The sequence below is a fragment of the Enterococcus sp. 3H8_DIV0648 genome (assembly GCF_002140655.1).
Taxonomy (GTDB): Bacteria; Bacillota; Bacilli; order Lactobacillales; family Enterococcaceae; genus Enterococcus_A; species Enterococcus_A hulanensis.
Genome location: NZ_NGLG01000001.1, coordinates 2,730,571 through 2,755,554 on the forward strand (window position 1 = coordinate 2,730,571; position 24,984 = coordinate 2,755,554).

Genomic DNA, 24,984 nt, shown 5'->3' on the forward strand with positions numbered 1-24,984 from the left:
CTGCTGAAGCAGGGAGTAAAACTGATCTCCGGACCTGTCTCTTATACACATCTAAATTCCTTTTATTCCATTATAAAAAGCCTCCCAAATAAAAACGGAAGGCTTAAAAATATCTATTTTAAATACCGCTTATCACTGCTTCACTACTGCGACGATCTCAACTTCTACCAAGGCATCTTTTGGTAAATTGGCGACACCGACACAAGAACGGCTGGGCTTTTCATTATCGAAAAAGCTTTCGTATACTTGATTGAAGGCTGTAAAATCAGACATGTTTTTCAAGAAGCAGGTCGTTTTTACCACCTGATCATAATCCGCCTCAACAGCGTTCAACAGGCCGCCGACATTTCGTAAAACCTGATAGGTTTGATCCTCAATCGTTTCACCCACCATCTCGCCGCTTACCGGATCTAGCGCGATCTGCCCAGAAGCATAGAGCATGCCATTTACGACTTTCCCTTGTACGTAAGGACCAATTGCTTTTGGCGCATCCTTTGTTTCCACTGTGTAGATTGTTGGCTCTTGAAAATCCACCTTCGTTACATTGTTTTCCATTTTCCCCACTCCTTTTTTTAATAGAAAGATTTCGTGAACTGACACTGTGCCCTGCGTCATAAATAATGCTGATTGGCTAAATCCGACAGCCGCCTCGTTTCATACGCGCTGAAGTGCAAAAAGCATAGCCTACAAAAAAAGCATCTCACTAATTGCTTAGTGGGATGCTTTGGAGAATCCCACTCAACAAATGTCAAACAGGACTTCAAACTGTTTTTTGCAAAACAAGTTTCAAGTCCTCAGTCTAATAATGATCATTTGTCTAGTAGTCGTCGCGTTCATAGAAATTCTCCTTTTTAAAATTAAATTTAAATGGCATTTAAATTAATTTATGATTGTAATGATAACGGAGGTTCTTTTAGTTGTCAATGAGTTTAAAGAATTTTCTGACATTTCAATCTCTCATTTTTGTAAGCTGATTGTTCGTTCAATAAATGGTGCACGATTCCAAAAATCGGTATCGTAGGATTATAAATTGAGAGGAGTTTTTTTATGAATAAGGGATTGACTGGTTTCCAGTTAAAAGTAATCGGGGTTGTGTCGATGGTACTCGATCACCTCGCGGAATTTTTCCTATTTTTAGGCGTTCCTATGTGGTTCCACTGGATCGGCCGGATGGCAGCACCGATTTTTCTATTTGAAAGTTCTGAAGGATTCATTCACACGAGTAATCGTAAAAGATATATGTTTCGTTTGTTAGCCGGCTTTTGGTTGATGGGAATTATCAATATGATTTTGAATGAGTTTTTTACCGTTGGTAGCTCGATCGTGATCAACAACATTTTTGGTACATTATTCTTAGGAACGGTTTATATGCAGGCCTGCGAATACCTCAAACAAAGAAAAACCTTTGTTAAGGGGCTGATTTGGTTCTTTGTGCCGATTCTTTTAAACGTCTTATCGATGATGCTCTTATCTAACGACAGTCTGTTCAGCTCAAGATTCGGGATGCTTTTCTTCCGCGGCTTCACCTTGTTGGTACCGACACTTATGATGACAGAAGGCGGAATTTTATTTGTCGCACTAGCAGTCTTGTTCTATCTGTTCCATGGCAAAAAAATGCTGCAAGTAGCTGCGTTAGTCGCTGTAGCAATCATTACGTTAGTCTTTGGCGGCGGCGTCCAACATGCCTTCACCTTTAATTACCAATGGATGATGCTCTTATCAGCGATTCCAATCATTCTTTACAGTGGTGAAAAAGGGAAGAGTATGCGGAATTTCTTCTATATTTTCTATCCCGCACACATCGCACTTTTTGCTATCATCAGCTTTTTCCTTCAACGCTAAACTTGACCTTGTCCGCAAAAAGCTTTACAATGCTGTTTGTGAATAAATCGTACAGATAACACGCATTGCGTGTCGAGAGAGAGGCGGTTTCTATTAATTTAGAAACCACCTCTCTTTTTTTGCCAGTTTTACTTCCTGCTTTAGCAGGTTAGTAAAATGGTATGCGTGACGAAGATTAATGTATTTTTCCGGGTTTTAGAAAAATACTTTCTACTGCTTTGAGATAGCTGCGAGTTCAACTTTTTGCAGTGTTCATAAGATGAGGTGTTTTTTGTTTGGCCTCGCCTACTAAAAGCACGTGTCGTTTAGTTGAATCGTATGCGTGGCGAAAATTAAATGTATTTTTCTGGTTTTTTGAAAAATACTTTCCACTGACCTGAAGTAGCTGTCAGTTCTGCTTTTTGCAGTTTACAAATAGTAGGTGAGCCATATTAAGTATTTTTTATGCTATTCAAGATACTGAGCTGTCTAGCAGAATGATATGCGTAGCGAAAATAGACGTATTTTTCCGGGTTTTGGAAAAATACTTTCTTCTATCCTGAGGTAGCTGTCAGTTCTACAAATTAATTCCCAATCCAACTTTTGCAATGTTCATCAATCTAAGTTATCTGTCGAAATAAAGTGAGGTTATTACATGAAAGAAAAGAAAATCCATTTGTTGTTAGCTGTCCTTGCCACCGGGATCATGTCCTTTGCCGGCGTTCTGATCGAGACCGCCATGAATGTGACCTTCCCCACCCTGATTAAACAGTTCGGGATCTCCACCGGGATGGTGCAGTGGGTCACCACCATTTATCTCTTAGTGATCTCTATCATGGTGCCCTTCTCTAATTATTTATTGAAAAATTTCTCGATCCGTAAATTGTTTATCGTCGCCAATCTCTTTTTTATCGCGGGGTTAGTGATTGATTTATGGTCGCCTTCTTATAGTATTTTATTAGTCGGGCGCTTGTTTCAGGGGATCAGTACAGGGATCGCTTTGCCCTTGATGTTTCATATTATTTTGAATTTCACTCCGATGCACAAACGCGGCACCATGATGGGTGTCGGTACGTTGACGACTTCGATTGCACCTGCGATCGGCCCAACGTACGGCGGGATCATGACAGCAAGTCTTTCTTGGCACTCTATTTTCTTATTCCTATTGCCGGTCTTGGCGATTTCTCTGGTCATCGGGCTGTACGCTATTCCTGAAATGCCGGTCAAAAAAACTGGTGCGCTGGATATCATGAGTCTGATCGGGGTCGCGCTACTGTTCAGCGGCCTGCTGATGTTCTTAAACCAAATCGGCAGCTTGATGGGCTTTGTCTCACTTGCGGTGGGTATCGTTGGATTAGCGATTTTTTATCGCCAAGCGACACGCGCGAAGAATCCGCTGGTGCGCATTACGGTTTTGAAAAATAAAGTTTTCGTCTTATTCCTGTGCGGCTTCTTGGTTTGTCAGTTCTTGCTGCTAGGTATTTCCTTTGTGCTGCCTAACTTTATTCAGATCGTTTTAGGCAAAGATGCCTTCATCGCTGGTCTAGTCATGATGCCTGGTGCTGCGGTAGGCGCGATCTTGGCACCGATCTCTGGTCGTGTCCTCGATTCTTTCGGTCCGAAGAAACCGATCCTGCTTGGATTGAGTTTTGCCACGATCGGCTGGATCGCTTTGACACTGTTATTGCGCTCCCCGTTGTTACTTGGATTTGTCGCAGGGCATGTCTTTTACATGATCGGTATCGGTTTTGCTTACAGCAACTTAATGACTACTGGGATGAACCTGCTTTCAGAAGATGAATATGGGGACGGCAACACGCTGTTCAATACGCTTCAGCAATTTTCTGGTGCGATTGCGACCGCGATCGTTGCGACGATCATCAATTTGGCGCAGCAAGCTCAACCCGATTTTATTGCCGCAACGGTTACGGGTTCACAAATTTCATTGATCGTTTTACTAGCTTTACTATTGGCCGTTTTGCTTGCTTGTCTGATTCATTTTCGGAAAAAACCGGTCGTTAGATAAGAGTTAAGAATACGGGCAAAAGTTCAGCCGCTGTTCGCTGGTTTTCATGGTAGATCCTGCTAAACTTAAAGTATCAAGTTTGGAGGGATAAACATGACACTAGGAAACAATTTCTTCAATGCCCGAAAAAAACAAGGCCTGTCACAAGAAGATGTGGCAGAAAAACTCGGGGTGAGCCGACAAACCATTTCCAAATGGGAACTCGACGAAACACTGCCGGATATCAACCAATCAAAAAAATTGGCCGCCGCCTTCAAAGTATCCTTAGACGAGCTGATCGAATTCGATCCTGATGTGAACGACATCAAGGAAGTGATCGCTAAGACCAGTGAAGAAAAGCAGCAAGCCATCGATTGGACAAATGTGTGGGCGGAAAAATATCCCGTTCTAGCAAAATATCAACAAGACGTCCGCCTCGATGACTACATTCCCCAGATCACTGACATGCTAAAGCGTTTGAAAAAAGATTATGGGTACAACGATCAAGATGCCTTTCTAGTTTTCAAGGATATTTTGGCACAGGTCTGGAAAAACAACTAAAACGAAAGCCGTGGCTTCAGTATCCACGGCTTTTTGCTTGCATAAATTTGATTAATTTCGGCATTCTTCGGCTTCATCTAGTGAAACAGCGGATTCGCTTTTCCTCACTTGCATGATCAACAGAATCGCGAATAGAACAATCACAGCACCGAAAATAGGTGTGTAGGCGATCCCCATTTTGCCAGTGACTTGCGCGCCGACTGTCGAGCCTAGCGTGATCCCGATATTGAAGGCCGCGATATTAAACGCCGAAGCCAACGTTATATCCTGTGGTACGTATTTTTCTGCCAGCTGCACCACATATAACTGCAAGCCGGGTACATTCATGAAGGCGAACAACCCTAACAGCAGGGCGGCTAACAAGCCCAAAATAGAATTGCCGATCAAGGTCGTCACAAATAAAAAGACAAGCGCCGTCATCAAAAGACCGAACATCTTGATTAATGAATCCAACGGTTTTTCATTCGCCAAATGCCCGCCGACCGTATTGCCGATCGCGACCATCACACCATAGACGATCAAAATAATCACGACCGCACTAGCAGAAAAGCCAAAGCCTTCCAAAATTGGCGATAGGTAAGTGTAAGCCGCAAATGTTCCGCCGTAACCAAAGGCAGTGATCAAGAAAGACATCACGAGCGGTTTATTAGTAAAGATGCGGCCAAAGCCTTTCAAGTCCACCTTGCCGGGAATCGGTAAATGACGGGGAACTAAGAAGCTGCTGGCGATCAGACCAAGCAAGCCGACCACCGCGATAAAAATAAAGGACATATTCCAAGTAGTCTGCTGACCGATGAAGGTTCCAAGGGGAACGCCGGTCACTGTCGCTACCGTCAAACCGGTAAACATGATGGCGATCGCACTTGCGCGCCGTGAAGGTTCCACAACATCCGCCGCAATAACGGTAGAAACCGACATAAAGATTCCGTGAGCCAATGCCGCCAAAATACGACCCAGCAATAAAATCGTAAAGGTCGGCGCAAAAGCCGCTAACAAATTTCCGCCGATAAACAGCAGCATGATCCCCAGCATCAGATTGCGGCGATTCCATTTTCCGGTTAAGACCGTCAGCAAAGGTGCGCCGATCGTCACCCCTAAAGCATATAAAGATACGGTCAGACCGGCTTGGGCGAGTGTGACATTGAAGCTTTTAACGATCATCGGCAAAAGCCCCACGCTGATAAATTCCGTTGACCCGATCGCAAAAGCATTGATTGCGAGAGCCAATAACGTTAAGTTTGGTGAGATTTTCTTTTCCATTTTAGTTCCTCCAATAAAAGTATTTGTAACCTACGAGAAGATACTATATACTGTTGATGACCTTTTGATAAGTACCCACTTTTTTGTACTATAGGTACCTTTCAGTAACTTTTGGATCATATCAAGGTTTTTAGGAGGAATCTTTTTTTGGAAAATCGTGCATACATGATTGGCGTCGAGGCAACGATGGATGTTATCGGCGGAAAATGGAAACCTATTATTCTTTGCAACCTGCGCCACGGACCGATGCGTCCTAGTGATTTGAAACGCGGAATCACCGGCATCAGTCAAAAAATGCTGACACAGCAGCTGCGTGAGCTAGAGGATGATAACATCATCGACCGCAAAGTTTATCAGCAAGTCCCGCCAAAAGTGGAATATTCATTAAGCGACTACGGCCGCAGCCTTTCAGATATTTTAGACAGCCTTTGCAATTGGGGCGAACAGCATGTCGCTCACCTGCAAGAACAAGGACAGGATATTTGCTTGAAGGCAAACTAAAAAATCAGGCGTTCTTCTCACTTATCGAGAGGAAGGCCTGATTTTTCTATATTCTGAATTAGTTGATTACAATATCATCATCCGTCATTTGCGCCCAATGATTGGTGGGTCCATGACCGTGACCTACGAAGATCGGTTGGCTGATGGCGGCTTGGATAAACTTCTTCCCGATAATGATCGCTTCCTTCAGCTCGGTTCCTTTTGCCAGCTCAGCTGCGATACATGCGGAGAAAGTATCTCCTGTCCCGTGGGTGTTTGCCGTTTCGACGCGCGGCGCGCTCATCCAAAAGCTTTCACCTGATTCCAGCAAAACAAAATCCGCCGCAGCTTTGTTTTGGCTGTGTCCGCCTTTAACGACCACGTTTTTCGTGCCGAAAGTCTGCAGCTTTTTCGCCGCCTCGACCATTTCCTGATCCGTCACGATTCGTTGTCCAATAATCACTTCTGCTTCCGGCAGGTTGGGTGTGACGATCGCTGCTAACGGCAACAACTCTTCATTGATGGTTTTCACCGCATCGCTTTGCAACAGATGATGCCCGCCTTTTGCCACCATCACAGGGTCAACAACTAATGGTCCGAAATCGACCTGCTTCAATTTCTTCACGACGGTTTCCACTCGTTCCACGTCTGCTAGCATGCCAGTTTTCGCCGCACCGATCGCAAAATCCGCCGCTAAAGAGTCAAACTGCTCTTCAATAAAGCTGCTGGGGATCGCCATACTATCCTGTACGCCATACGTATTTTGCGCCGTCAGTGCCACGAAAATACTCATGCCAAAGGCTTTTCGCGCTTGGAATGTTTTTAAGTCTGCCTGTACGCCCGCGCCGCCGCCTGAATCAGAGCCGGCGATCGTGACAACTTGAGGTGTTTGATTGATCATTTTTCTGCCTCCTAATTTCTATTAAGGTTTTTTTACTAAGTCTGAGTTTCACGCCTAAATCACTAGTCTTCTATTTGTAAAGAGGGATCGGCATTCAATACTTCAACGATTTTTTCCTTTAATCGGCGAACCTTCTCACCGACAGCGTCTGCCCGCATGATCTCGCTGACGATCGAGACCCCTGCAATGCCTGTTCCGCGAAAATCCGTTAAGTTGTCTTCCTTGATCCCGCCGATCGCGACACTCGGAATCGTCACCGCCGCATTGATGGCCTTCAATGTTTCCTTAGAAGTCAGCGGTGTATCCTTTGTTTTTGTCGGGAAAATCGCACCAATCCCTAAATAATCAGCCCCGGCTTCCTCAGCTTCCAAACCTCTTGCGACTGTTTTGGCCGAAACGCCCAAGATTTTTTCCGGCCCAATCAATGAACGAACAATGTCCACCGGCAGCTCATCGTCTCCGATGTGCACACCTGCCGCATCAACTGCCAAGCAAATATCCACCCGATCATTAATAATCAACGGAACCTGATACTGATCGGTCACCGCTTTTACTTTTAAGGCCAGCTCATAAAATTTTCCCGTTACCAATTCCTTTTCCCGCAGCTGAACCAAGGTCACGCCGTTTTTACATGCCTCTTCGATCACTGCTAGAAACTTTTCATCGCTAAAATCATAACGTCCCGTTACCAGATATAAGGTTAAATCCATTGCTTTTCCCATCCTTTCACCTCAGTCCACCAATCTTTTTCCATCAATAGCGAGAGCTGATTCAATGTTTCCTGCCGAAAAGCGGCTAAACCGATCACATCTCCTGCCTGTTCTCCGCAACAATTGAAATAGCTGGCCGCCGTCACGACCGCAGCCGCTGGTTTTACCCCACTGCCTAATAATGCGGCGATCAATGCGCCAACAATATCACCCGTCCCAGTAAAGCGATCCAACGCCGCCACTCCGTTTGTTAAGCGCCAAATGCGGCTTTGCTCAACAACAATATCTTGACTGCCAGTTGCTAAAAAGATCGTGTCCGGATAAGTCTTAGTTAATTGTTGCATTGCTGCCGTTAATTCTTTCAACGCTTCATCATCTTGATCCAACTCACTGCCGTCCACGCCGCGGGCATGACTCGGTAGGCCGCAAAAATTTCGCAGCTCAGAGATATTTCCCTTTACGACAGTCGGATTTTCCGCCGCCAGCCAGCGACCGACTTGATCGCGGGTCTGACTGACACCATACCCAACCAAATCAACCACCGTTGGTTTTTTCATCTTAGTTGCCAGCTTGGCTGCCGCAACTAGGCTCGCTTCCCGTCCTTCCGACAAATGCCCTAGATTCAACAAGAGACTATCCGTTTGCCGGAACAATTCAGCGAACTCTCGCGGATCAGACGCCATGATCGGTTTTGCCCCGACATACAGCAGCGCGTTCGCCACCGTTTCACAAGTAACCTCATTGGTTATGCAATGAACTAAAGGTGCCTCCTTGATAGGAAAGCCTTTAGCAAAATTCGTATTAATCATCCAAACATCCTTTCACTGGAAAATAACCGCTGCCACCGTTTAAAAATTGTTGTTTCCTGTAATTTTACCAACACGACAAACGCGATCGCCGAACCAATCAACGTCGCACCCACAAAGCGCGGCGTGTAGATCAGCCAATACAGATCACTCTGACTGCCGGTGAACCAGACCATCACAGGGTAAGACAAAAGCGAACCGATAATTCCTGTACCAATGATTTCTCCTATCATCGACCAGATCAGCTTCTTGCCTAATCGATAAAACAAGCCCGCCAAAAATGCGCCAAACACCGCACCTGTCAATGCCAACGGCGGTATCCCCAGCATGGTCATCCGAATCAGTGCACAGACCACCGCCATCACGGTTCCATAGAGCGGCCCTAACAAAACTCCGGCGATAATATTCATCACACTGGACATCGGCGCCATCCCTTCGATCCGCATCAAGGGAGACAAAACAACATCTAAGGCGATCATTAAAGCCAGCAGCGTTAATTTGTGGATTTTATTTTTCTCCACGACAAATAACCCCTTTCTCATTTATCAAGAAACAAGCGGGGTATCCCAAAAGACAGAAAAACCCAACCAAAATAAAATGGTCGGGTACGATCAGTCAACTAGCTACATTTCCCTGCGACAGTCTTAACTGCATCAGGTTCCATGGGTATAATCTCAGCTAAACAGCACCCCAAATGTTTCTCTTCAATTGATTGGAGTATAACATACTTTTTTTAATCCAACTAGCTTATAATAAGAAAGGCTTCTCGAACTCGCTCAGCTTTTGAGCAATAAGACTAAAATTTTGATAAGTCGCTTCTCAGACTTAACAAAATTTTCGCTTATTGCCGATAAAGCTAGTTCGTGAAGCCGGACACCGCAATTTATTGGGACCATGGCTATTTACTTGAAAAAAACTATACTTTCTTAAAGCTTAAGAAAAACAGAAAGGGTGTTTTTATGGTTAAACCAGATTTTTCAGCGATCCATCATGTCGCTATCATTGTTTCAGACTATCAGAAAGCTCGCGAATTCTATGTGGATATTCTAGGGCTGCCGATCATTCGCGAAAATTACCGGCCCGACCGCCAAGATTATAAATTGGATCTGCAATTACATGACGCGGAACTAGAAATCTTCGCCGTCCAAAATCCGCCCAAGCGCCCCAGCTTCCCTGAAGCTGCCGGTTTGCGCCATTTGGCCTTCAAAACCGCAGACATCGAAGCAACCGTTGACTATTTAAAAAGTCACGGCATCGAATGCGAACCTTTGCGGACTGATGATTTCACCGGCGAGAAGATGACCTTCTTCTTTGATCCTGATGGCTTGCCGTTGGAGTTGCATGAATAAAAAATAGAGCAGAATTTTCTGCTCTAAACTTTTTTATTCCTATGTTCAACCCTACGCTTCTTCCACCGGATACTTGATCGCGTTTTTCTTCAGCTTCTCACTGATGATCTCATCAATGTCAAAGTCCAAATTGTCTGCCATCATGTAAGAATAAATCAGTACATCGGCTAATTCTTCCTTCAGGCGTTCCGTTTGGGTGCGTGCTTCTTCTGAATCCTTCCATTGGAAAAGCTCCAATAATTCAGCCGCCTCTAAACAGATCGATAACGCTAAATCTTTCTCATTGTGAAAAGAGCGCCAGTTTCTTTCGTCGCGAAATTGATTAATTTTTTCCATACTATTCATAGTCAACCTTCTTTCGTTTCTATTTTATCACAGAAACGAAGCTGCGTTTTTCCTCAAGCTCGTTGATCGTATCCTGAATCCAGCGCCTGCTTTGGTTGGTCAAAAAAGGATCGATCACCACGACTGGATAGTTCTTCGGCAAGCCTTCCGCCGAACCGGTCGTAATCAGGCAATCATAGTTTTTCAATTCATTATGTAACTCCGGTGTGCCGCCAGATAATTTTTCGAAATGAACGATCAGAAAGTTGCCGTAGATCGTGTCAGAAATCTGCTTAGCCAAAAAGCTTTCCTCGGTCGGCGTCAAATCAGACAGCAGCAAAACCTTCAGCAGCGGTTCTTGACTGGCCAGCCACTCCATTCCGCGTTCTTCGGTGGTAATCAGCAAATAGACATAGTTCCGAATGAAGTCCTCTTCTTCATACATGCGATAGCATTTAACAAACTTTTGGACCAGCTCACGTACCCTCTCCACACCGCGGCTATAAACCTTTGAGACCTCCGATAGGAAAATCGAGCGATTGCGCCACAGCATACACACATATTGCCCTTGAGGATCATAAAGGTAAAAATCATTCGATAAAACTGTCGCCAAGTTGATCTGACTTTGCTTGTCTAATCGATGCCCCAGCATTTCGTTGTACTTTTCCACCAGTTCATAATGCCGCATAAAAAGCTGCTGGTATTTTTCATTATCCGCGATAGCCGACTCACGATGGGAAATACTGAAGACGATCGAATCGGAAAACAACAGCCAAAGACCGTCTCGCACCATATCCGGCGTTAAGTCCAATTCCACACCTTCTCTAACAGCATGCTTCAGCAGCTTATAAGGCAGCGCCATCGGCAGCATCAAGCCTTTGGTCCGCAGCTCTTCTTGCGGGAATTCATGCCCATTTTTCATTCGCCAAATACTGATATAGAAGTTGTAAATCAAGCGTTTTTGAAAAACATATTTCTCATGAATTTGGTTAAGCTTCACGAATTCTTCCACATAGCGCTCGATAATGTGATAGTGGGGCGAAGGTAATTTAGGCAGTGTGCTTTCAAATGAAATCTGGCGCTCACTGTAAAAGCGAAAATAAAAATTACGGATTTCCCCTTCGTTGCCCTCCACTCGCAATGGACGATAACACAATTCCATCCCGGCTTGAGTCAAAGCCTTCTCGATTTTCTTCAAATAGCGCTGGGTGTTGGAGGAGCTGAGATACAGTTTCTTAGCCAGCGCCGTAATATTCTCACATTCCTCATACAAAAGCTCTTCGATAATTTGAAATTCAGGACTGTTGTTCAAAATATTGGCATAAAGATACCCTAGATTAACCCTTTTATCCACCTCTAAACGATAAAGCCCCTTAGTTTTCGTTATCTGAAAGCTAGGATACTCTTCATTGATCCATTCGATATCATTCAATAGAATCGGCAGCGAGCAATTCAGTTCACTTAACAGCTGATCGCTCGACCAATCATTCCGACGATAGTAAAGCTGCTCCACTAAGGCCAACCGTCGTTTGTTGCTTGTTCCTAATACTGCACGAAAATCCATGATTCTCCCCCTATCAAAAGAACGCCTTCCCCTAAAAAAATGACTCTGCTTTAGAAAGTTCCACTCAGCGAAAAATCGAGTTCGTGAATTCATCCGCTGTAAACATCCGTATCAAAGCTGTTTCACTTGTGAAAAACTCATACTTTCTAAAGAAATCAGAAAACAAGTATCCATTTTTTCGTCTAAAAAAAATGAAATCTAGCATTCAAAAAATATTCTTCACGATAATTTTTCAAACATCTCCCATTAGTTACATGAAAGTAATAGCAAATACTTGAATTCCTTTTGTTGTTAACAAATAATAATACGGAACTATAAATATGGCAATTTTTGGTCAAAATCTTTCAAAAAGCATGATTTTAAAATCAAATTCTTTTAGTTTAAGAAAAAAAAGGGAAAAAAGCCGCGCCAAAATCGCCAAAAAAAGCGGCTCCAAGCCCGATTTCGGCCTGCATCCAAAGGAAAAACGTCCTTTTTGAGCCTTTTCCCAATTTTTTGCAAAAAAATAAAAAACAAGGGAAGTTTTCTCCCTTGTTTTTCACGATCATTTATACGGTGGTTTGCTGCAAACGGCGATACTTAATGAACGCACCCAGCATCAATGCCAAACCGACGATTAGAAAGGCGATGATCCCTTTCCCACCAGTTGATGGCAAGAAGCCGCCTTTTGAAACATTGGCGATCTTCAGCTGCTCATTTTCGTCGAATGAACCTTTCGATACTTCAAACTCTTTATCTTCCGTCAGCAGCTGGAAGCCGTTCGGCGCTTCGATCTCTCGCAAGTAGTAGGTGCCGAAAGCTAGGCCGCTGACCTGCAAATGCCCGCCATCTTTAGAAACAAAGTGAGTTGCGCCAGCATAGTCTTCATCCGCTTTAACCTCGACCCATTTCACTTGGTCGCCGGCATTTGTATAATAGTAGAATTTCTCATTTTCTTTTTTAATCACCACGAATTTGGCACCGTCTAATGCTTGGTTTTCCTTGCCGGCTTCGTGCTTCATGAATTTCTTGCCGCCGGTAGTGATCGGCGATGTCGGCGTATGATTTTCAGAATCCTTTTGGTCGCCATCGTGAGTCATTTCGACGGAGAATTTATTGTTGATGTCGACATCGACCGGTGTTTCATCCGTGAAGGAGACGGCATAATAGATATGGAGCGTTTTACCGCCAAAATCCTTCAAATATTCTGCTGTCGTTTTTGATTTTTGGAAGTCCTCAGCGTTTTCGCTACTTTTTGCCTTATTCAAATTCATTTGAATATCAAAGCCGGCAAGTCCAGTGTAATTAGGAACGGTATTCGTATATTCTACCGCACCATGGGACAAGAAGGTGTCCTTGATATTCGTCGCTGTGTCGCCGATCGAGATGCGATCGATTCCTTCGAACTTGACCCCTTCTTTAGTCACCGCATCCTTAAATTGCAGCTGCGAATAACGCGTCTGCTCGGCGCCATCCTGATTAAGGATCTCGCCGATTTGGTTTGGGATCGTGAAGCTGGCATGGTAATAGATTTTTTGGCCGACTTCAAAGTCATAGCGATTTTCCCCAGTTAACGGTGTCCCCGTTTCGTCGACTAATTCTTTGCCGATATCGCCTTTGACCTTATTTTTCGGATACAAATGGATATCCGTATTTTCTACATCATCTTTGACGACGGGCAAAATTAAAATCAATGGAAAGCTGGATCCTTCCACGCCATCCGCTGCTTTTTCCTCGAAAAGATAGACTTTGTAGATTCCTTCTGCGGTTCGTTTGTCCAGCCCGCTAAATGTAACGATACCCGCTTCGTTTGTTATGTCGCTGCCTTTTGACTGAGCTTTTGCCGCTTCCTCTAGTTTAAAGCTTTTCATCAACCCTTTGACGGCGGTCGCATATTCCGCGTCCGACGCATTTTGACCGACAAGCCCATTTAACTTTTCATAAAAATCCGCCGTGATATCCCACGCTTCGAAGGTAATCCCTGGAAGGCCTTCGTATTGATTAAACTCATCCATTTCCTCCCCGGTATTTTCAACATCATGGGTTGGGAATTGGTCCATTTTTTTCTTGTGCAGTGTCACATTCACCTTTTCTTCTGCCGCTTGCGCCGCATTCCCAAAGCCAAACGCCCCCGCGATCAATGGTAATAGACAGATGATTGCCGTTACCATATTTACTATCCTCTTTCTTTTCATTTACTTTTCCTCCTGTTTTTGTTTTTGATAAGCCAGACCCATGCCGCCGATCAAGGCCAATAACAACCCGCCAAGCAAAACATTATTGGACACTTCATTGGTTTGAGGCAATTGTTTTTCTTTTGATGGCTTATTCACTAATTTTTTTGGTTCCTCGACTGTTTCTGCCGGCTGCTGCTCTTGGTACTTCCCGTAAAGCGCGAGTGTTTCGCTGGGAAACTCCTTTGGCATAAAGAACACCATGGGTAAAAACTCTTGTGTCCCCGTCTCACCAGATGCTGCAAGTAAATACACCGCCGGCTGTTCCTGCTGTTGATACGGAAGTTCTATCCGGGCGACCCCGTCAGTATCAACCATTAAGGGACGAGCATTGACTTTCGGCAAGGCTGCCTTTTGCACGTACTGCTGAAACTGCCTTTTACTCTGATAACGATTCAACCAAAATTGCTTCACGTCTTTTTCACTCTGCTGACTCCTTTGACTCCAAGCGGTCAGATCAAAAATATCAAAGCAGATCGCTTCGGTCCCTGCCACTCTTTCACCCGCCGCCCTCGTATCGATGAGGATTGACACAAAAGCTTCTAGCCCAGAGACGGGCTTTGAATAAAAAAAAGGACCAGCAAAATAAAAATAAGACTGACTTTCTTCACCACAGATCACTCCCTTCAAAAACGCCTCTAATGAATAGAAACTAATAGCCAGCGACTCGTGTATATCATTTTAACCAAAAGTGCTTTTTGGCAATAAATCGGAATTTAGTTATTTATTAAGATGCGATTCCTTGTTAAATATAGGTTTCAGGGCTTTTTTAGTATGATAACTAGTTATAAACCTTTTTTTATTACTAATAATTCTAAAAAAGGTTTTTTTATTTTCGTGGTTTGCCATTAAAAAAAAACACTCATTGGTTAAATGAGTGTTTTTTTAATCGCTATTTTCATTGTTATATCAACGTTTATACAAAACCCGTTCGTTACGTGGTTTTTGTTTTTGACCTGTTTTTTTAGTCGTTAATTAAGGATATATAATAGTCTTGCCAAAATTCCTCAGTCACGACTTTTTCGCCATCCTCGATCACGAATTCCCCTGCTTCCGGTTCAATAATGCGATCATCCGGCACATGGTAGAGCCGCCGCTGACCCTTGATGGGAAAAGGTTTGATGCAGCGTACATTCTCAAATATCCACGCATACGAATCCTCGGCGATTTTTTTTACATCGACAAGATCCACGATACAAACTGCATGTCCTGAGATACAGCCGGGGGTCTTGATCGCGGTCGAGCAGATCAAGAGCGGTCCGCGGTAATGCGTCGTCCACGATCGATATTCTTCAGTTTTCTTGCCGGAAAGAATTTCCATAACTGGCTCGGGGTGAATGGAGATAGCCTTCAAATAAATCGCCTCACTTCGTCTATTTACTATTATTTTAGCACTTTATTCGGGTTATGATTCAACGAATTAACCGTTTTCACTTTGAGTCGCTTTGTCTGATTTTCTCAAAAATCGCCAGCCAAGACTCCTCAAAGGCAATTACCTGCGTTGTGATCTCCCGATTTTCCCTTCGATCAGCCACTTCACAAAGTATCCGGGCCGCGGCCTCTTTGGGATAACCGTAAATTCCCGCACTTAACACGGGCACTGCAATCGTGTGAAGCTTATATTCATGAGCCAACCGATAAACCGCCTCATAGGCCGAATACAGCAGCGCTTCTTCCTTGTGCTTGCCGTCAATGTATCGCGGTCCCACCGCATGGATCACATAGTTTGCCGGCAACTCGAACGCAGGGGTGATCACCGCTGTTCCAGTCGGTGTCCCGCCAATGGATGCCATCGCCTGCTTCAATTTAGGTCCGGCAGCTCGATTCAACGCACCATCGACACCGCCGCCAGGGATCAAGGCCGCGTTTGCGGCATTGACGATCGCATCCACAGGAACGTCTAAACGAGAAATATCGCCGATTTTTACTTCAATCATCGCTTTTTCCTCCTTGAGCTTTTTATTTATTATAGCAAGAAAGGAGGAGCTGTCCGGTAATAAATCCGACGTCCTCCTCCTATTTAACTTATATAATTTCTACGTGTTGATTCTCGAAATTGTCCAAGATCTCGCGGACTTCTTCGGTTGATTTGGTATTCATCAGACTTACCCGCAGATCGTTCGCGCCGGGAAAGCCTTTGACATAAATTTTGAAGAAGCGGTGCAGCCCAACGATCGAACGAGGTACCTGCTCCGCGTATTTATCCTGCAAATCCAGCTGCAGCCGCAGCAGGCCGATCATTTCCTTTGGCGAATGCTCTTTCGGAGCTTTCTCAAAGGCGTAAGGATTCTTGAAGATTCCTCGGCCGATCATCAAGCCGTCCACACCATATTTTTCAGCTAATTCTAATCCCATCTGACGATCCAGAATATCACCATTGATCGTGATCAAGGTCTGGGGAGCAAGCTCATCCCGCATTTTCACAATCTCGGGAATCAGCTCCCAATGAGCATCGACTTTGCTCATCTCTTTTCTGGTCCGCATATGAACCGAAAGATTGGCAATGTCCTGTTTTAATAAATGACTGATCCAGTCTTTCATTTCAGCCGTATCTGTAAAGCCCAGCCGCGTCTTCACACTTACAGGCAATCCGCCCGCCTTCGCAGCTTCGATCAATTCCGCCGCCACATCAGGACGCAAGATCAAGCCGCTTCCTTTGCCCCGCTCCGCAACATTTGGGACCGGACACCCCATATTCAAATCAATCCCCTTAAAGCCCATATCCGCTAGGGCAAGACTCATTTCCCGGAAAAATTCCGGCTTGTCGCCCCAAATATGCGCCACCATCGGCTGCTCGTCTTCGGTGAAGGCCAGACGTCCACGAACACTCTCGATCCCATCTGGATGGCAAAAGCTGTCCGAATTCGTAAACTCAGTAAAGAAGACATCCGGCGCTCCCGCCTCTTTTACGACATGGCGAAACACCACGTCCGTCACATCCTCCATCGGTGCCAAGATGAAAAAGGGCCTTGGCAGCTCCGCCCAAAAATTCGTTGTCATTATGTATATTTCCTCCTATATCATCCAAAACAACGTTATTATACTAAGCTTTGCCCGAAGAAGCAAAAAGCTGGTTTTTGCGCATTCAGCGAACCAACATAATTCAAACTAACAAAAAAGTAATGTGTAAAAAGGAGGAAATCACTCTTTGGCAGGAATAAAATCTGCGATACTTTTGCTATTTAGTTGTTTAAAAAAGCGTATTAGTAATTTATTCATACACCCTTTCCCTTTATAAGTAATGATAAACTGTGGATTATGCGTTGATATTTTAATGTATTTTATTCAAAAATTTAATTTATGAATTAAAAAAATTAAAAAGAAGGAAAAAATATGCTGGATGTTTTTGATAATGTATTGTTGCAGTATTAACACAGAAATAAGGCAAATTTATTTGCTGATAGGAGTGAAAAGCATGGCAAGAATATTAATCATAACAAGAAATTTATTGGCAGAACAAGATTTGCAGGCGATCCTGCAGCGTTCCAATGACGAGGTATACTGCTCCAGCGATTTGATGGCTGACGCACGGCTTTCTCCAGAGATCATCCAGTATTTCTCATTGGTCATCTTTAGCGACACCGTCTCTACTTTGGATATCTCGAAATGCTATTCCTTTTTCAAAGAAAATGGTCTGGCAATTCTGCGCAAAGGCAATAAAAACGACTTAAAAAAATCTGAATTTTCCTACTTGATCGAAGAGTTCGATGATTGGATCGACCGAGACGCCTCTGAGATCGAGATCATTGAAAAAATCGCTAAATTTACCAGCGGTCAGAAAAAAGCGCGGGCTGCGAGCGACGAAACCAGCGGATCAGAGAAAGAAAAAAACGCCGATCTATTCTTTTTCAGCCTTTCTTCTAATGAGAAAAAGCTCTTATACCATTTGTACCAGTACCAAAAAGAAGGAAGAGTCCTGTCACGAGAAAAATTATGTCAGCTGATCTGGGAATCCGATGTGACAAAATCCAATTTATGTCAGCTTTCCAACTTGACCCATCGAATCAAAAAGAAACTTACGGTCAATCATTTTCCCGATGGCGAGCTGATTACTTCATGGAATAAGGGCTATTTTCTAGGGGATCTGCTGTTTAGCGAGGTAGAGAAATTTATGGCTTAGACAAGAAGGATAAAGGGATACTTATTTTATTAATTTTTTTCCTGGCTGTGACAATATAAGGAGACATTCAATTGATAGACAACTTTATAGAAAAAGATATCCTGCGCAGAGTAAAAATCACCTATGTACTATATGAATGCAGGCAGATAAAAATTGGGGAACTGGCTGCGAATATGAATACCAGCTTCAATACGATCAAAAAAGATTGCCAAAAGATCGCTTCGAAACTAGAAGATGAGATCGTCTCTTACGATATCTCCCGTTCGCAGCTATCGTTTCAATTCAAACCGGATGTCTGCTGTTACGATCTGGTGCGCAAGCTGTATTCAGATTCACTTTTTTTAAAAGTATGTTATCGCTGCCTGCTGGGGAAGAATAACTACACTTCCATAGCAGAAGAGGAATTCATCTCTGTGACCAAAGTATTCAATTTGAAAAAGAAGGCTGAACGATACTTTCGACAAGGACTGGGGCTAGCTCCTACGGGGAAAATCGCTTTTGATGACAAGCTAAAAGTAAGATATATTTACTTGACCCTTTGGATGAGAGGGATCGGTGTCAATGAGTTGAAAAACGATCTGCTGTTTTTAAAGTCCGAACGAATTGCACAGGATTTAGGCGAGCTGTTAAAAAATCGCCTCAGCAAAAAAAGTCTGCATTACCTGCAATACGCGATATTTTTAAGCATCCGCAGAAAAGAGATGCTGCCGATCGATAGTGAAATGATCGAATTTTTAAAAACCGGAATTATTTTCAACAGCGTTAAGACTTGTTTTTTGCAGCATGGTCTCGAAGTAGATGATGCGAATATCGCCTTTGTTTCTTTTATCTATAAAAATCTGCCCTACAACCCCGAAAACTATCGCTTGATCGAAATGGACTACCAATACTATCGAAACCGATTAATCAAAAATTATCCCTCGGTCGTTCAACTGATCCGAAATTTTGAAGCAGCTTTTGACATGACGCTTTTGGGCGAGATCGAGTTTGAAAAACCTTTGATGGACTTGGTCTACACGACTTCCTTGGGGCTCAATGAATTTTTGCTGAACCAGTACTATTTCATCGATTGCAATGACTACTCCATCAAAGAAAAAATCAGCCGAATCATACGATCCTGGCTGAAAGAAAATATTTCGGCCAACATAACGATGTCCGAATCGATCATTTTGCAGTTTTGTCATTTAGTCATGCCTATTCTGAAAAAAGGTGAGAAAAAGAAGGTCCCGATCATCATCGTTTCTAAAGATGAATACTCCCACATGCTGTTTAGAAATAATATCCGCAAGATCATCTCCGAAAATTATTTCTTCATCAATGACGAGATCTATTATTCCATGGATGATATCCCGGAATTATTCTACAATATCAACTGCTTTATCGTTTGTGAGCGCTGTTTAATGAATCAGGAAAAGAATTTTATTCTTCCTATTTCAATCAACAACTTAACCAACGATTTGAAAGACATCTCCAACTACATCTTCACCTGCGTCTTAACGAAACAATAAGGATAGATACCGCATTTTTTTGTGTGGTATCTATTTTTTATTGAAAATAATTATAATCAACCTGCTTACTTGGCAATAAAAATAAATTCGAAAAAATCAAATAAATACCCGCCGCCATCTAAACCTTCAGAACAAATCCCTAAACTTAGTTATTTTAACAGTCGTGAAGTCATCAAATATTTTCTCGAAAATATCGTAAAACCTTATAACCCAAATGTTTAATAATAAATAATAGAAATAATTTTTGAAAAAACTATTTACAACCATGTTATTAAAGGCTACTATTTTAGATACAAATAACAGAAAACGCTTTCGGTAAATAAAAACAAATTTAGGACAGTATGGAGGAAAACGAAGATGGACGTAGCGAAACTAGGACAAAGACAATTATTTGGAATGAAAAAGGAGACGCTCTTGAAAAGAGTCCGCCTATATTTCGAACAAACCCAGCATGCGGCAGAGGTTGTGGAGTACCTTGTCGTGATCCTTTTTCGTCACTCAATCTGTGTCGGGGACTTTTCCCTTCAGCCGCTAAGCGAGCTGATCCGCCAAATTTTCTTGACTGAAACACCAAATGATACCCTGCGCCGTCACTGCGTCTACTTTGAAGACTTCTTTGCACCAGAAGAATGGCAAACCGTTATCCAACGCCTATTCACCAACGAAGAAGAATATCATGAATTTACCAAGGAAACTTGTTTATATAAACAGCTCTTAGCGAAAAAGAACCTTGAAATACCGAAAGAAAGCGAATTTCAATTCGACCTCGTGTCGATTTTTAAAGACGCCAATGGAAAACGCCATACATGGACTTTACGCAATACGAAGCAAGTGGCTTCTGTAGAAGAAACCGCGAAAGTATTGGAAATTTTAACGACCTTGACGATCTTCCAAGCCTCAGGCGTCCGCCGCTTCGCCGAATATGTAAAATTCAAAAGCCAAAAAGGCTGTATCGATGCCGAACACGAAGCTGCTCCAGCAGAACTTGTTCAAGAAGAACAGCCAGAAGAAAGTCTGCCGCAGGAACCAATCGCAGCAGCTACTGGCAAGGCCGCTCCAAAAGGCCAACCCCGTTCATCATCAAGCAACATCCGTTCAACCAAGCAGAATGCACCAAAAGTCGCTGCGAAGCCAGATACACGGACCCCGCTTCAAGAAGAAACGCTGCCAACCAAATCAGAGAACCCCTCTGACTTTGCGAAAACCCGTCCGCCCAAAACCAACAAACTAACGACCGAGAGCGCCGCCGCACTTCTCGAACCCGATACCTCCTATATGCGCCATGGGAAAACCAAAGAACAGATCAAGCAGGCGCGGGAAGAGCGGAGACGCCAGCAGAAAGTTAATAAGGCCCTAAAAAAGAAGAAAAAATAATGATGCGCCCGCAATATTGCGAGCAGTTTATTCAGCACGACCGTTGAGCATAAATAGCATGCGGGTTTGGCTTATTTAGTATTGGGAGAATAGGTTTCTTTGTGGTGCATAAAATAGCAAAAATACGCCAAAAAGCGAGTGATTTTAGATCTACTCGCTTTTTGGCGTGTCTAAAGTTTCAATTAAACGTTCGCTTGCTGATGCTTCTGCGCACGGATTTCTAGCAGCTGATTTCCTAAATGCGCCCAGTCAATCGCTCTGGGAGGATCTAACCAAATGACCTTTTCAACATCGAGGTCTTCATATTCGGAATTTAAATTGGTGATCACAATATCCGTTGATTCATCGAAAACAAATTGCACCACCACATTCAGATTAACAAAAAAAGTCAGGTTTCTCTTAATGAACTCGTTGTATTCTTGACCAAAAGAAAAATCGATACAAATCGTTATTTGCGGCATCACCCGCTCCAATTCAACATGACTCACTAAGATCATCAGGTATTTATAGAAAATATAGGGGCGGTAGGCTGAAAAGTTTTCTTCCTTAACAAGGGCATCATCCATCAAATAGTCTCGACAAAATAGAAAATATTCGATATACGATTCCTTAAAAAAGCTGACATCAAAGCGTTCAAAGGAATTAAAGGCGTTCAGTGGAAAATAAGCCAATTCAAAATGGAGACGATTCAGCTCGGCTGCCAGTATTTCTTGCGTTTGACGATCTTCGATATGAAACGAGTCTGTAAAATATTGGATGAAACGCTCATTGAGTCGGTTGATTCGCTTGCCCAGTTCTTGGTTTTTCATCTTTTCCCGTGAAAGCATGCCATTCGTATATAAATAAGCTAAAACCTCCTCTTGAATAGAAGGATCAATATCAACTGTTTGGATAACTTGGAATTCTTGAGCATAAACCGCTTTTAGTTTTTCCAGCACTTTTTGTTTATTGATATCTTTTTTAGCTAATTGATACTGTTTGTCATGGCGCATCAATGAAATCGCTAGAAAATGAAAAAGCTTGGTCTGAACATTACGGGGCAAGCTTATTCCCGTTTCTGAAAGTTCATCGATGATGTTTGCGACTTTGCTTTTATAGGTAGCGGGATAGACATCCGTATCGGAAGCGAGCACAAACGAAAAAATACGCGTCAATAAATAGCGGACATTTCCTTCATTGCCGGCCAAGTGATATTTCTTACTAACCTCAATCTGCAGTTCTTTCAGCAGCTTTTTTATCTGCTGCGTATGGCTATACACATTGGTATAACTCGTATAGCTTTCTAAAGCAAAATTATTCGCCGATTGGTAATCCTCTCTAAACAGTGCCAATAAAATCGCAAAGGAAAGAGAGTTGCGCAAATAATGCGCCAGCAATAAATCCGAAGTCGCTTGTCCGACTTCTAATAACGTCGTTTGGACATTATTGCTATCAATAGCAAAATAGACTTCCAAACCATAGTTTTCAAAGTCTAGAGATAACTCTTCAATTGTTTTATTGAACAGGAAGTTCGAAAGAGACAGTTGGGCTTGAATCGTTGTATTTAGCGCCGTTAGATCTGAAGACTCCTCCAAAAGGCGAAGAAAATCAAACTTGCGTCGATCCTCTTTATCTAAGAAATTTTCCAAACTCAACATTTCTCTCACTTCCTTCTTCCATATATCGCCACACCTGAAAGCAGCTTTAACGTTTCTGTCAGCTGGGCTTCAGAATGTCCCTGTCCGCCTCCGGATGAGCCGTCATTTAAGGCAATCGCTTGATGATCAAAATCATTCGTAAAAAAAGCCTCGTCCAAATAAAGTTTTTTTCTCTGCATCGTCTTCTTCTCAGTTTCCTTCTTAGGAGTTTGTTTCTTTGCTTTTGGCTGCTCCTTACTAGAAGACTCCGTGCGTACGACAGGTACTGAACTTTCAGTGGTCTTTTCTTCAGGTACATCGGAAGGAGCGACTGGTTTAACTTCTTGGTTAGGGTCAACAGGACTATAGATCGTATCGTTAGCAAAAGAAACATCCTCTTGCAGAAGCAGCGCCGTAGAAAACAAGAACAATGTTCCTAAAACGATAATTTTTTTCTTGTTTTCCACATCCGCACCTCACACTTTCTTGATGATTAAATAGGTTAACAGCACCAGCAATAAACCGATACCAAGCAATGGCAGCCAGATCATCGAAAGACGCAGCCGAGGCTTTTGACCGTGACTCACTTTTTCTTGCTTTGTCATCTTGGTTTGAATACTGTCTTTTGCTTGAGCTTCAACCAGCTTAGCCGTGATCACTAATCGACCGGTCGTTTGCGTACCGCGATCACAGGTCACTAGCGTTAATAAGGGCTTTGCTGTATTTTCTAAAACCGCGATATCGGCTTCATTCACAATTTCTTTTGACTGTATCTTGTAGGCATAATAGTTGGAAAGATAGCGCAAATAGATCGTATCACCTAGCTGCGCGTCTTTTAACTTTCCAAACAAAAGGTCAGAAACGCCCAAATGATGACCTAGTAAAACTAAATTATCTTTTTGCGGATTTCTTTTGGGATACATCGAGCCGGCACCATAAATCATTTCTTCTTGACTCAATCCAGCAAAAACCGGCAAGTCTAAACCTACCCCAGGAACTTGAACTTCACCAATACTAGAAAAATCATTACTACTTTTCATAATCTCACTGACAGAGGGGGCTTCGATTCGTTCGAAGGGAATCTGAGTGATCTCCGTTAGGTTCTTCACTTCAGTAATCTTCGAGGTCGTTACCTTCTCTACCAAAATACTATTTTTAAGAATCGGGAAACTAACTAATAAAACGCCAGTGTATAACAAGAACAAAACAACTATTTTGACTAGTCTATTCTGCTTTTCGTTTTTCCTCTTCTTCATTCTTTTTCTTCTTTCTCCAAATCAACCAAATAATGAATAGCACTAACAGTAACAACACAATACCGATCAGAACAAATAACCAAGTATAGTCTGTCTTGACTGTCACATCTTTTTTGTTTAAATCACGTGCTACTTCACCAGTGATAGTAAAGTCTTTTTCGAACACCCATTGATTTTGATAGCGAACTTCTTTTCCAGCGCTGTCTTTGCCGCGAACATACTTGCCATCGGCACTCTTATTACCATCCATCACAAGCTTGATATGATAGTCCCCTGCTTCTAAAGGCTTCCCATTCAGATTTACTGGGAAGTTAAAATTAGAGTTAGGCGCTACTTGCAAGGCATCCTTATGTTCATCATATAAAACCTTTGAATCACCTTTTTTAGTGATTTCTGCGTCAATCGCCACTTGGTTAATATAGGTCATTTGATTATTTTGCAAATTCGACAAAATAACGTTTCTTGCATTGATTTGACTTGGTTTAACTGAATTCATTTGAACCTTAGGAGCCACAGTCGTTTCATTTTGACGCATTAGCAAAGCGACCACATACGAGTATTCGTTTTGAATAGCCAAGCCTTTTTCATCAGAAGAGGCCTTGGTAGTTTTCTCTGTTTTGGCTTCCTTAAACGTGATCCCGCCAGCCATGACACCATTAAATGCTTCTGCGGGCATTTGAAGCTCAAATGGTACCTTCACTGCTGAATGAGGATTTAACGTTACTTGTTTAGGTGCCTTCACATATTTTGCTAGATCATATTTCAGACTTTTATCTGGTTTGATACTGTTTTTGCCGTATTCTACGATCACATTCGTATTCGTAGTCGCACTATTGACAGAAACATCCACCTTCACTGCACGATCCAAGTCGTTTTGCAATTGAACATAGACCGTTTCTTTTTGTCCGGCATTTAGTTTTAAGTCAAAGAATGTTTTCGTTTTATCAATTTGATTATCTGGAATGATTGGCGTCACGGCAAAGCTGAATTCACTAGCCAATGAAGTCAAACCGCCAGAAAAGACCGCTAAGATCGTGATGATTAAAGTAAGTAATGATTTTTTAAATTTCAATGCAGCTCTCTCCTTTGATAAGAAAAGTAAGATTCGCAAGCACT

At 42.8% G+C, this 24,984-nt stretch carries 26 protein-coding genes and 1 riboswitch; of the genes, 9 read left to right on the forward strand and 17 right to left on the reverse strand.

Going from position 1 to position 24,984, the window contains the following annotated elements; all coding sequences use genetic code 11:
- Positions 1-132: 132 nt before the first annotated feature.
- Complete coding sequence (locus A5875_RS12570; RefSeq protein WP_088933919.1) at positions 133-555, reverse strand: RidA family protein; 423 nt, start codon at positions 553-555, stop codon at positions 133-135.
- Positions 556-1,047: 492 nt separating this feature from the next.
- Between A5875_RS12570 and A5875_RS12575 the strand changes: the two genes are divergently transcribed.
- The 3 genes from A5875_RS12575 to A5875_RS12585 all read left to right on the forward strand — a co-directional run bounded on the left by A5875_RS12575 (position 1,048) and on the right by A5875_RS12585 (position 4,387).
- Positions 1,048-1,842: a TraX family protein gene (locus tag A5875_RS12575; RefSeq protein WP_088933920.1), complete on the forward strand. Its 795-nt coding sequence runs from the start codon at positions 1,048-1,050 to the stop codon at positions 1,840-1,842.
- Positions 1,843-2,476: 634 nt separating this feature from the next.
- Entirely contained in the window at positions 2,477-3,847 is a 1,371-nt protein-coding gene (locus A5875_RS12580; RefSeq protein ID WP_088933921.1) for an MFS transporter, read from the forward strand.
- Between the two features lie 93 nt (positions 3,848-3,940).
- Entirely contained in the window at positions 3,941-4,387 is a 447-nt protein-coding gene (locus A5875_RS12585; RefSeq protein WP_088933922.1) for a helix-turn-helix transcriptional regulator, read from the forward strand.
- 51 nt (positions 4,388-4,438) lie between these two features.
- Here the strand turns inward: A5875_RS12585 and A5875_RS12590 are convergent, their stop codons facing one another.
- Positions 4,439-5,647, reverse strand: a complete 1,209-nt coding sequence (locus A5875_RS12590; RefSeq protein WP_088933923.1) for an MFS transporter — start codon at positions 5,645-5,647, stop codon at positions 4,439-4,441.
- A 147-nt stretch (positions 5,648-5,794) separates the two neighbouring features.
- Here A5875_RS12590 and A5875_RS12595 point away from each other — a divergent pair, with 147 nt between their 5' ends.
- Complete coding sequence (locus tag A5875_RS12595) at positions 5,795-6,148, forward strand: winged helix-turn-helix transcriptional regulator (protein WP_088933924.1); 354 nt, start codon at positions 5,795-5,797, stop codon at positions 6,146-6,148.
- Positions 6,149-6,206: 58 nt separating this feature from the next.
- Here A5875_RS12595 and thiD read toward each other — a convergent pair whose 3' ends face one another.
- From thiD to thiW, 4 genes are all read right to left on the reverse strand, one after another.
- Positions 6,207-7,028: a bifunctional hydroxymethylpyrimidine kinase/phosphomethylpyrimidine kinase gene (thiD, locus tag A5875_RS12600; protein ID WP_088933925.1), complete on the reverse strand. Its 822-nt coding sequence runs from the start codon at positions 7,026-7,028 to the stop codon at positions 6,207-6,209.
- 62 nt (positions 7,029-7,090) lie between these two features.
- Complete coding sequence (thiE, locus tag A5875_RS12605) at positions 7,091-7,750, reverse strand: thiamine phosphate synthase (protein WP_242551113.1); 660 nt, start codon at positions 7,748-7,750, stop codon at positions 7,091-7,093.
- Positions 7,729-8,547 carry a hydroxyethylthiazole kinase gene (locus tag A5875_RS12610; protein WP_088933926.1) on the reverse strand — a complete coding sequence of 273 codons (819 nt, stop codon included), beginning with the start codon at positions 8,545-8,547 and terminating at the stop codon, positions 7,729-7,731. Before A5875_RS12610 ends, thiE begins: the two co-directional genes overlap by 22 nt.
- Complete coding sequence (gene thiW / locus A5875_RS12615) at positions 8,544-9,023, reverse strand: energy coupling factor transporter S component ThiW (RefSeq protein ID WP_242551119.1); 480 nt, start codon at positions 9,021-9,023, stop codon at positions 8,544-8,546. The genes A5875_RS12610 and thiW overlap by 4 nt, the downstream gene beginning before the upstream one ends.
- A 134-nt stretch (positions 9,024-9,157) precedes the next feature.
- Positions 9,158-9,247, reverse strand: a riboswitch (TPP riboswitch).
- A gap of 256 nt (positions 9,248-9,503) precedes the next feature.
- Here thiW and gloA2 point away from each other — a divergent pair.
- Positions 9,504-9,893 (forward strand): SMU1112c/YaeR family gloxylase I-like metalloprotein, encoded by a 390-nt coding sequence (gene gloA2 / locus A5875_RS12620; RefSeq protein ID WP_088934691.1) that lies wholly within the window; start codon positions 9,504-9,506, stop codon positions 9,891-9,893.
- 51 nt (positions 9,894-9,944) lie between these two features.
- On the opposite strand, the gene A5875_RS12625 is transcribed toward gloA2, so the two are convergent.
- Both A5875_RS12625 and A5875_RS12630 read right to left on the reverse strand, forming a co-directional pair.
- On the reverse strand, positions 9,945-10,238 hold the full coding sequence (locus A5875_RS12625; protein ID WP_088933928.1) for a nucleotide pyrophosphohydrolase: 294 nt from the start codon (positions 10,236-10,238) through the stop codon (positions 9,945-9,947).
- A gap of 19 nt (positions 10,239-10,257) precedes the next feature.
- The gene (locus tag A5875_RS12630) at positions 10,258-11,781 is read right to left on the reverse strand and encodes a helix-turn-helix domain-containing protein (protein ID WP_088933929.1); all 1,524 of its coding nucleotides are present in this window, start codon (positions 11,779-11,781) and stop codon (positions 10,258-10,260) included.
- A gap of 320 nt (positions 11,782-12,101) precedes the next feature.
- Between A5875_RS12630 and A5875_RS23695 the strand changes: the two genes are divergently transcribed.
- Complete coding sequence (locus A5875_RS23695; RefSeq protein ID WP_176244670.1) at positions 12,102-12,260, forward strand: hypothetical protein; 159 nt, start codon at positions 12,102-12,104, stop codon at positions 12,258-12,260.
- Positions 12,261-12,329: 69 nt separating this feature from the next.
- Here A5875_RS23695 and A5875_RS12635 read toward each other — a convergent pair whose 3' ends face one another.
- From A5875_RS12635 to A5875_RS12655, 5 genes are all read right to left on the reverse strand, one after another.
- A complete protein-coding gene (locus A5875_RS12635) occupies positions 12,330-13,955 on the reverse strand; it encodes a SpaH/EbpB family LPXTG-anchored major pilin (protein WP_088933930.1) in 1,626 nt (541 codons plus the stop codon).
- A complete protein-coding gene (locus tag A5875_RS12640; protein WP_141108300.1) occupies positions 13,956-14,528 on the reverse strand; it encodes an LPXTG cell wall anchor domain-containing protein in 573 nt (190 codons plus the stop codon).
- A gap of 430 nt (positions 14,529-14,958) precedes the next feature.
- Positions 14,959-15,348, reverse strand: coding sequence for an ASCH domain-containing protein (locus A5875_RS12645; RefSeq protein WP_088933932.1), 390 nt, complete (start codon positions 15,346-15,348; stop codon positions 14,959-14,961).
- Positions 15,349-15,424: 76 nt separating this feature from the next.
- Complete coding sequence (locus A5875_RS12650) at positions 15,425-15,931, reverse strand: macro domain-containing protein (protein WP_088933933.1); 507 nt, start codon at positions 15,929-15,931, stop codon at positions 15,425-15,427.
- Between the two features lie 88 nt (positions 15,932-16,019).
- Positions 16,020-16,994, reverse strand: coding sequence for a tRNA dihydrouridine synthase (locus A5875_RS12655; protein WP_088933934.1), 975 nt, complete (start codon positions 16,992-16,994; stop codon positions 16,020-16,022).
- Positions 16,995-17,409: 415 nt separating this feature from the next.
- Here A5875_RS12655 and A5875_RS12660 point away from each other — a divergent pair, with 415 nt between their 5' ends.
- From A5875_RS12660 to A5875_RS12670, 3 genes are all read left to right on the forward strand, one after another.
- On the forward strand, positions 17,410-18,114 hold the full coding sequence (locus A5875_RS12660) for a helix-turn-helix domain-containing protein (RefSeq protein ID WP_088933935.1): 705 nt from the start codon (positions 17,410-17,412) through the stop codon (positions 18,112-18,114).
- Positions 18,115-18,185: 71 nt separating this feature from the next.
- Entirely contained in the window at positions 18,186-19,622 is a 1,437-nt protein-coding gene (locus A5875_RS12665) for a helix-turn-helix domain-containing protein (RefSeq protein ID WP_088933936.1), read from the forward strand.
- Positions 19,623-19,979: 357 nt separating this feature from the next.
- Positions 19,980-20,996, forward strand: a complete 1,017-nt coding sequence (locus tag A5875_RS12670; RefSeq protein WP_088933937.1) for a hypothetical protein — start codon at positions 19,980-19,982, stop codon at positions 20,994-20,996.
- A 182-nt stretch (positions 20,997-21,178) separates the two neighbouring features.
- Here the strand turns inward: A5875_RS12670 and A5875_RS12675 are convergent, their stop codons facing one another.
- Genes A5875_RS12675 through A5875_RS12690 form a run of 4 tightly spaced genes read right to left on the reverse strand, consistent with a single transcriptional unit; the run spans position 21,179 to position 24,940 of the window.
- Positions 21,179-22,633 (reverse strand): helix-turn-helix domain-containing protein, encoded by a 1,455-nt coding sequence (locus A5875_RS12675; RefSeq protein ID WP_088933938.1) that lies wholly within the window; start codon positions 22,631-22,633, stop codon positions 21,179-21,181.
- Positions 22,634-22,638: 5 nt separating this feature from the next.
- Positions 22,639-23,079 (reverse strand): hypothetical protein, encoded by a 441-nt coding sequence (locus A5875_RS12680; protein ID WP_088933939.1) that lies wholly within the window; start codon positions 23,077-23,079, stop codon positions 22,639-22,641.
- A gap of 9 nt (positions 23,080-23,088) precedes the next feature.
- Entirely contained in the window at positions 23,089-23,868 is a 780-nt protein-coding gene (locus A5875_RS12685) for a class A sortase (RefSeq protein WP_088933940.1), read from the reverse strand.
- Complete coding sequence (locus A5875_RS12690) at positions 23,837-24,940, reverse strand: DUF916 and DUF3324 domain-containing protein (RefSeq protein WP_088933941.1); 1,104 nt, start codon at positions 24,938-24,940, stop codon at positions 23,837-23,839. Before A5875_RS12690 ends, A5875_RS12685 begins: the two co-directional genes overlap by 32 nt.
- Positions 24,941-24,984 lie beyond the last annotated feature (44 nt).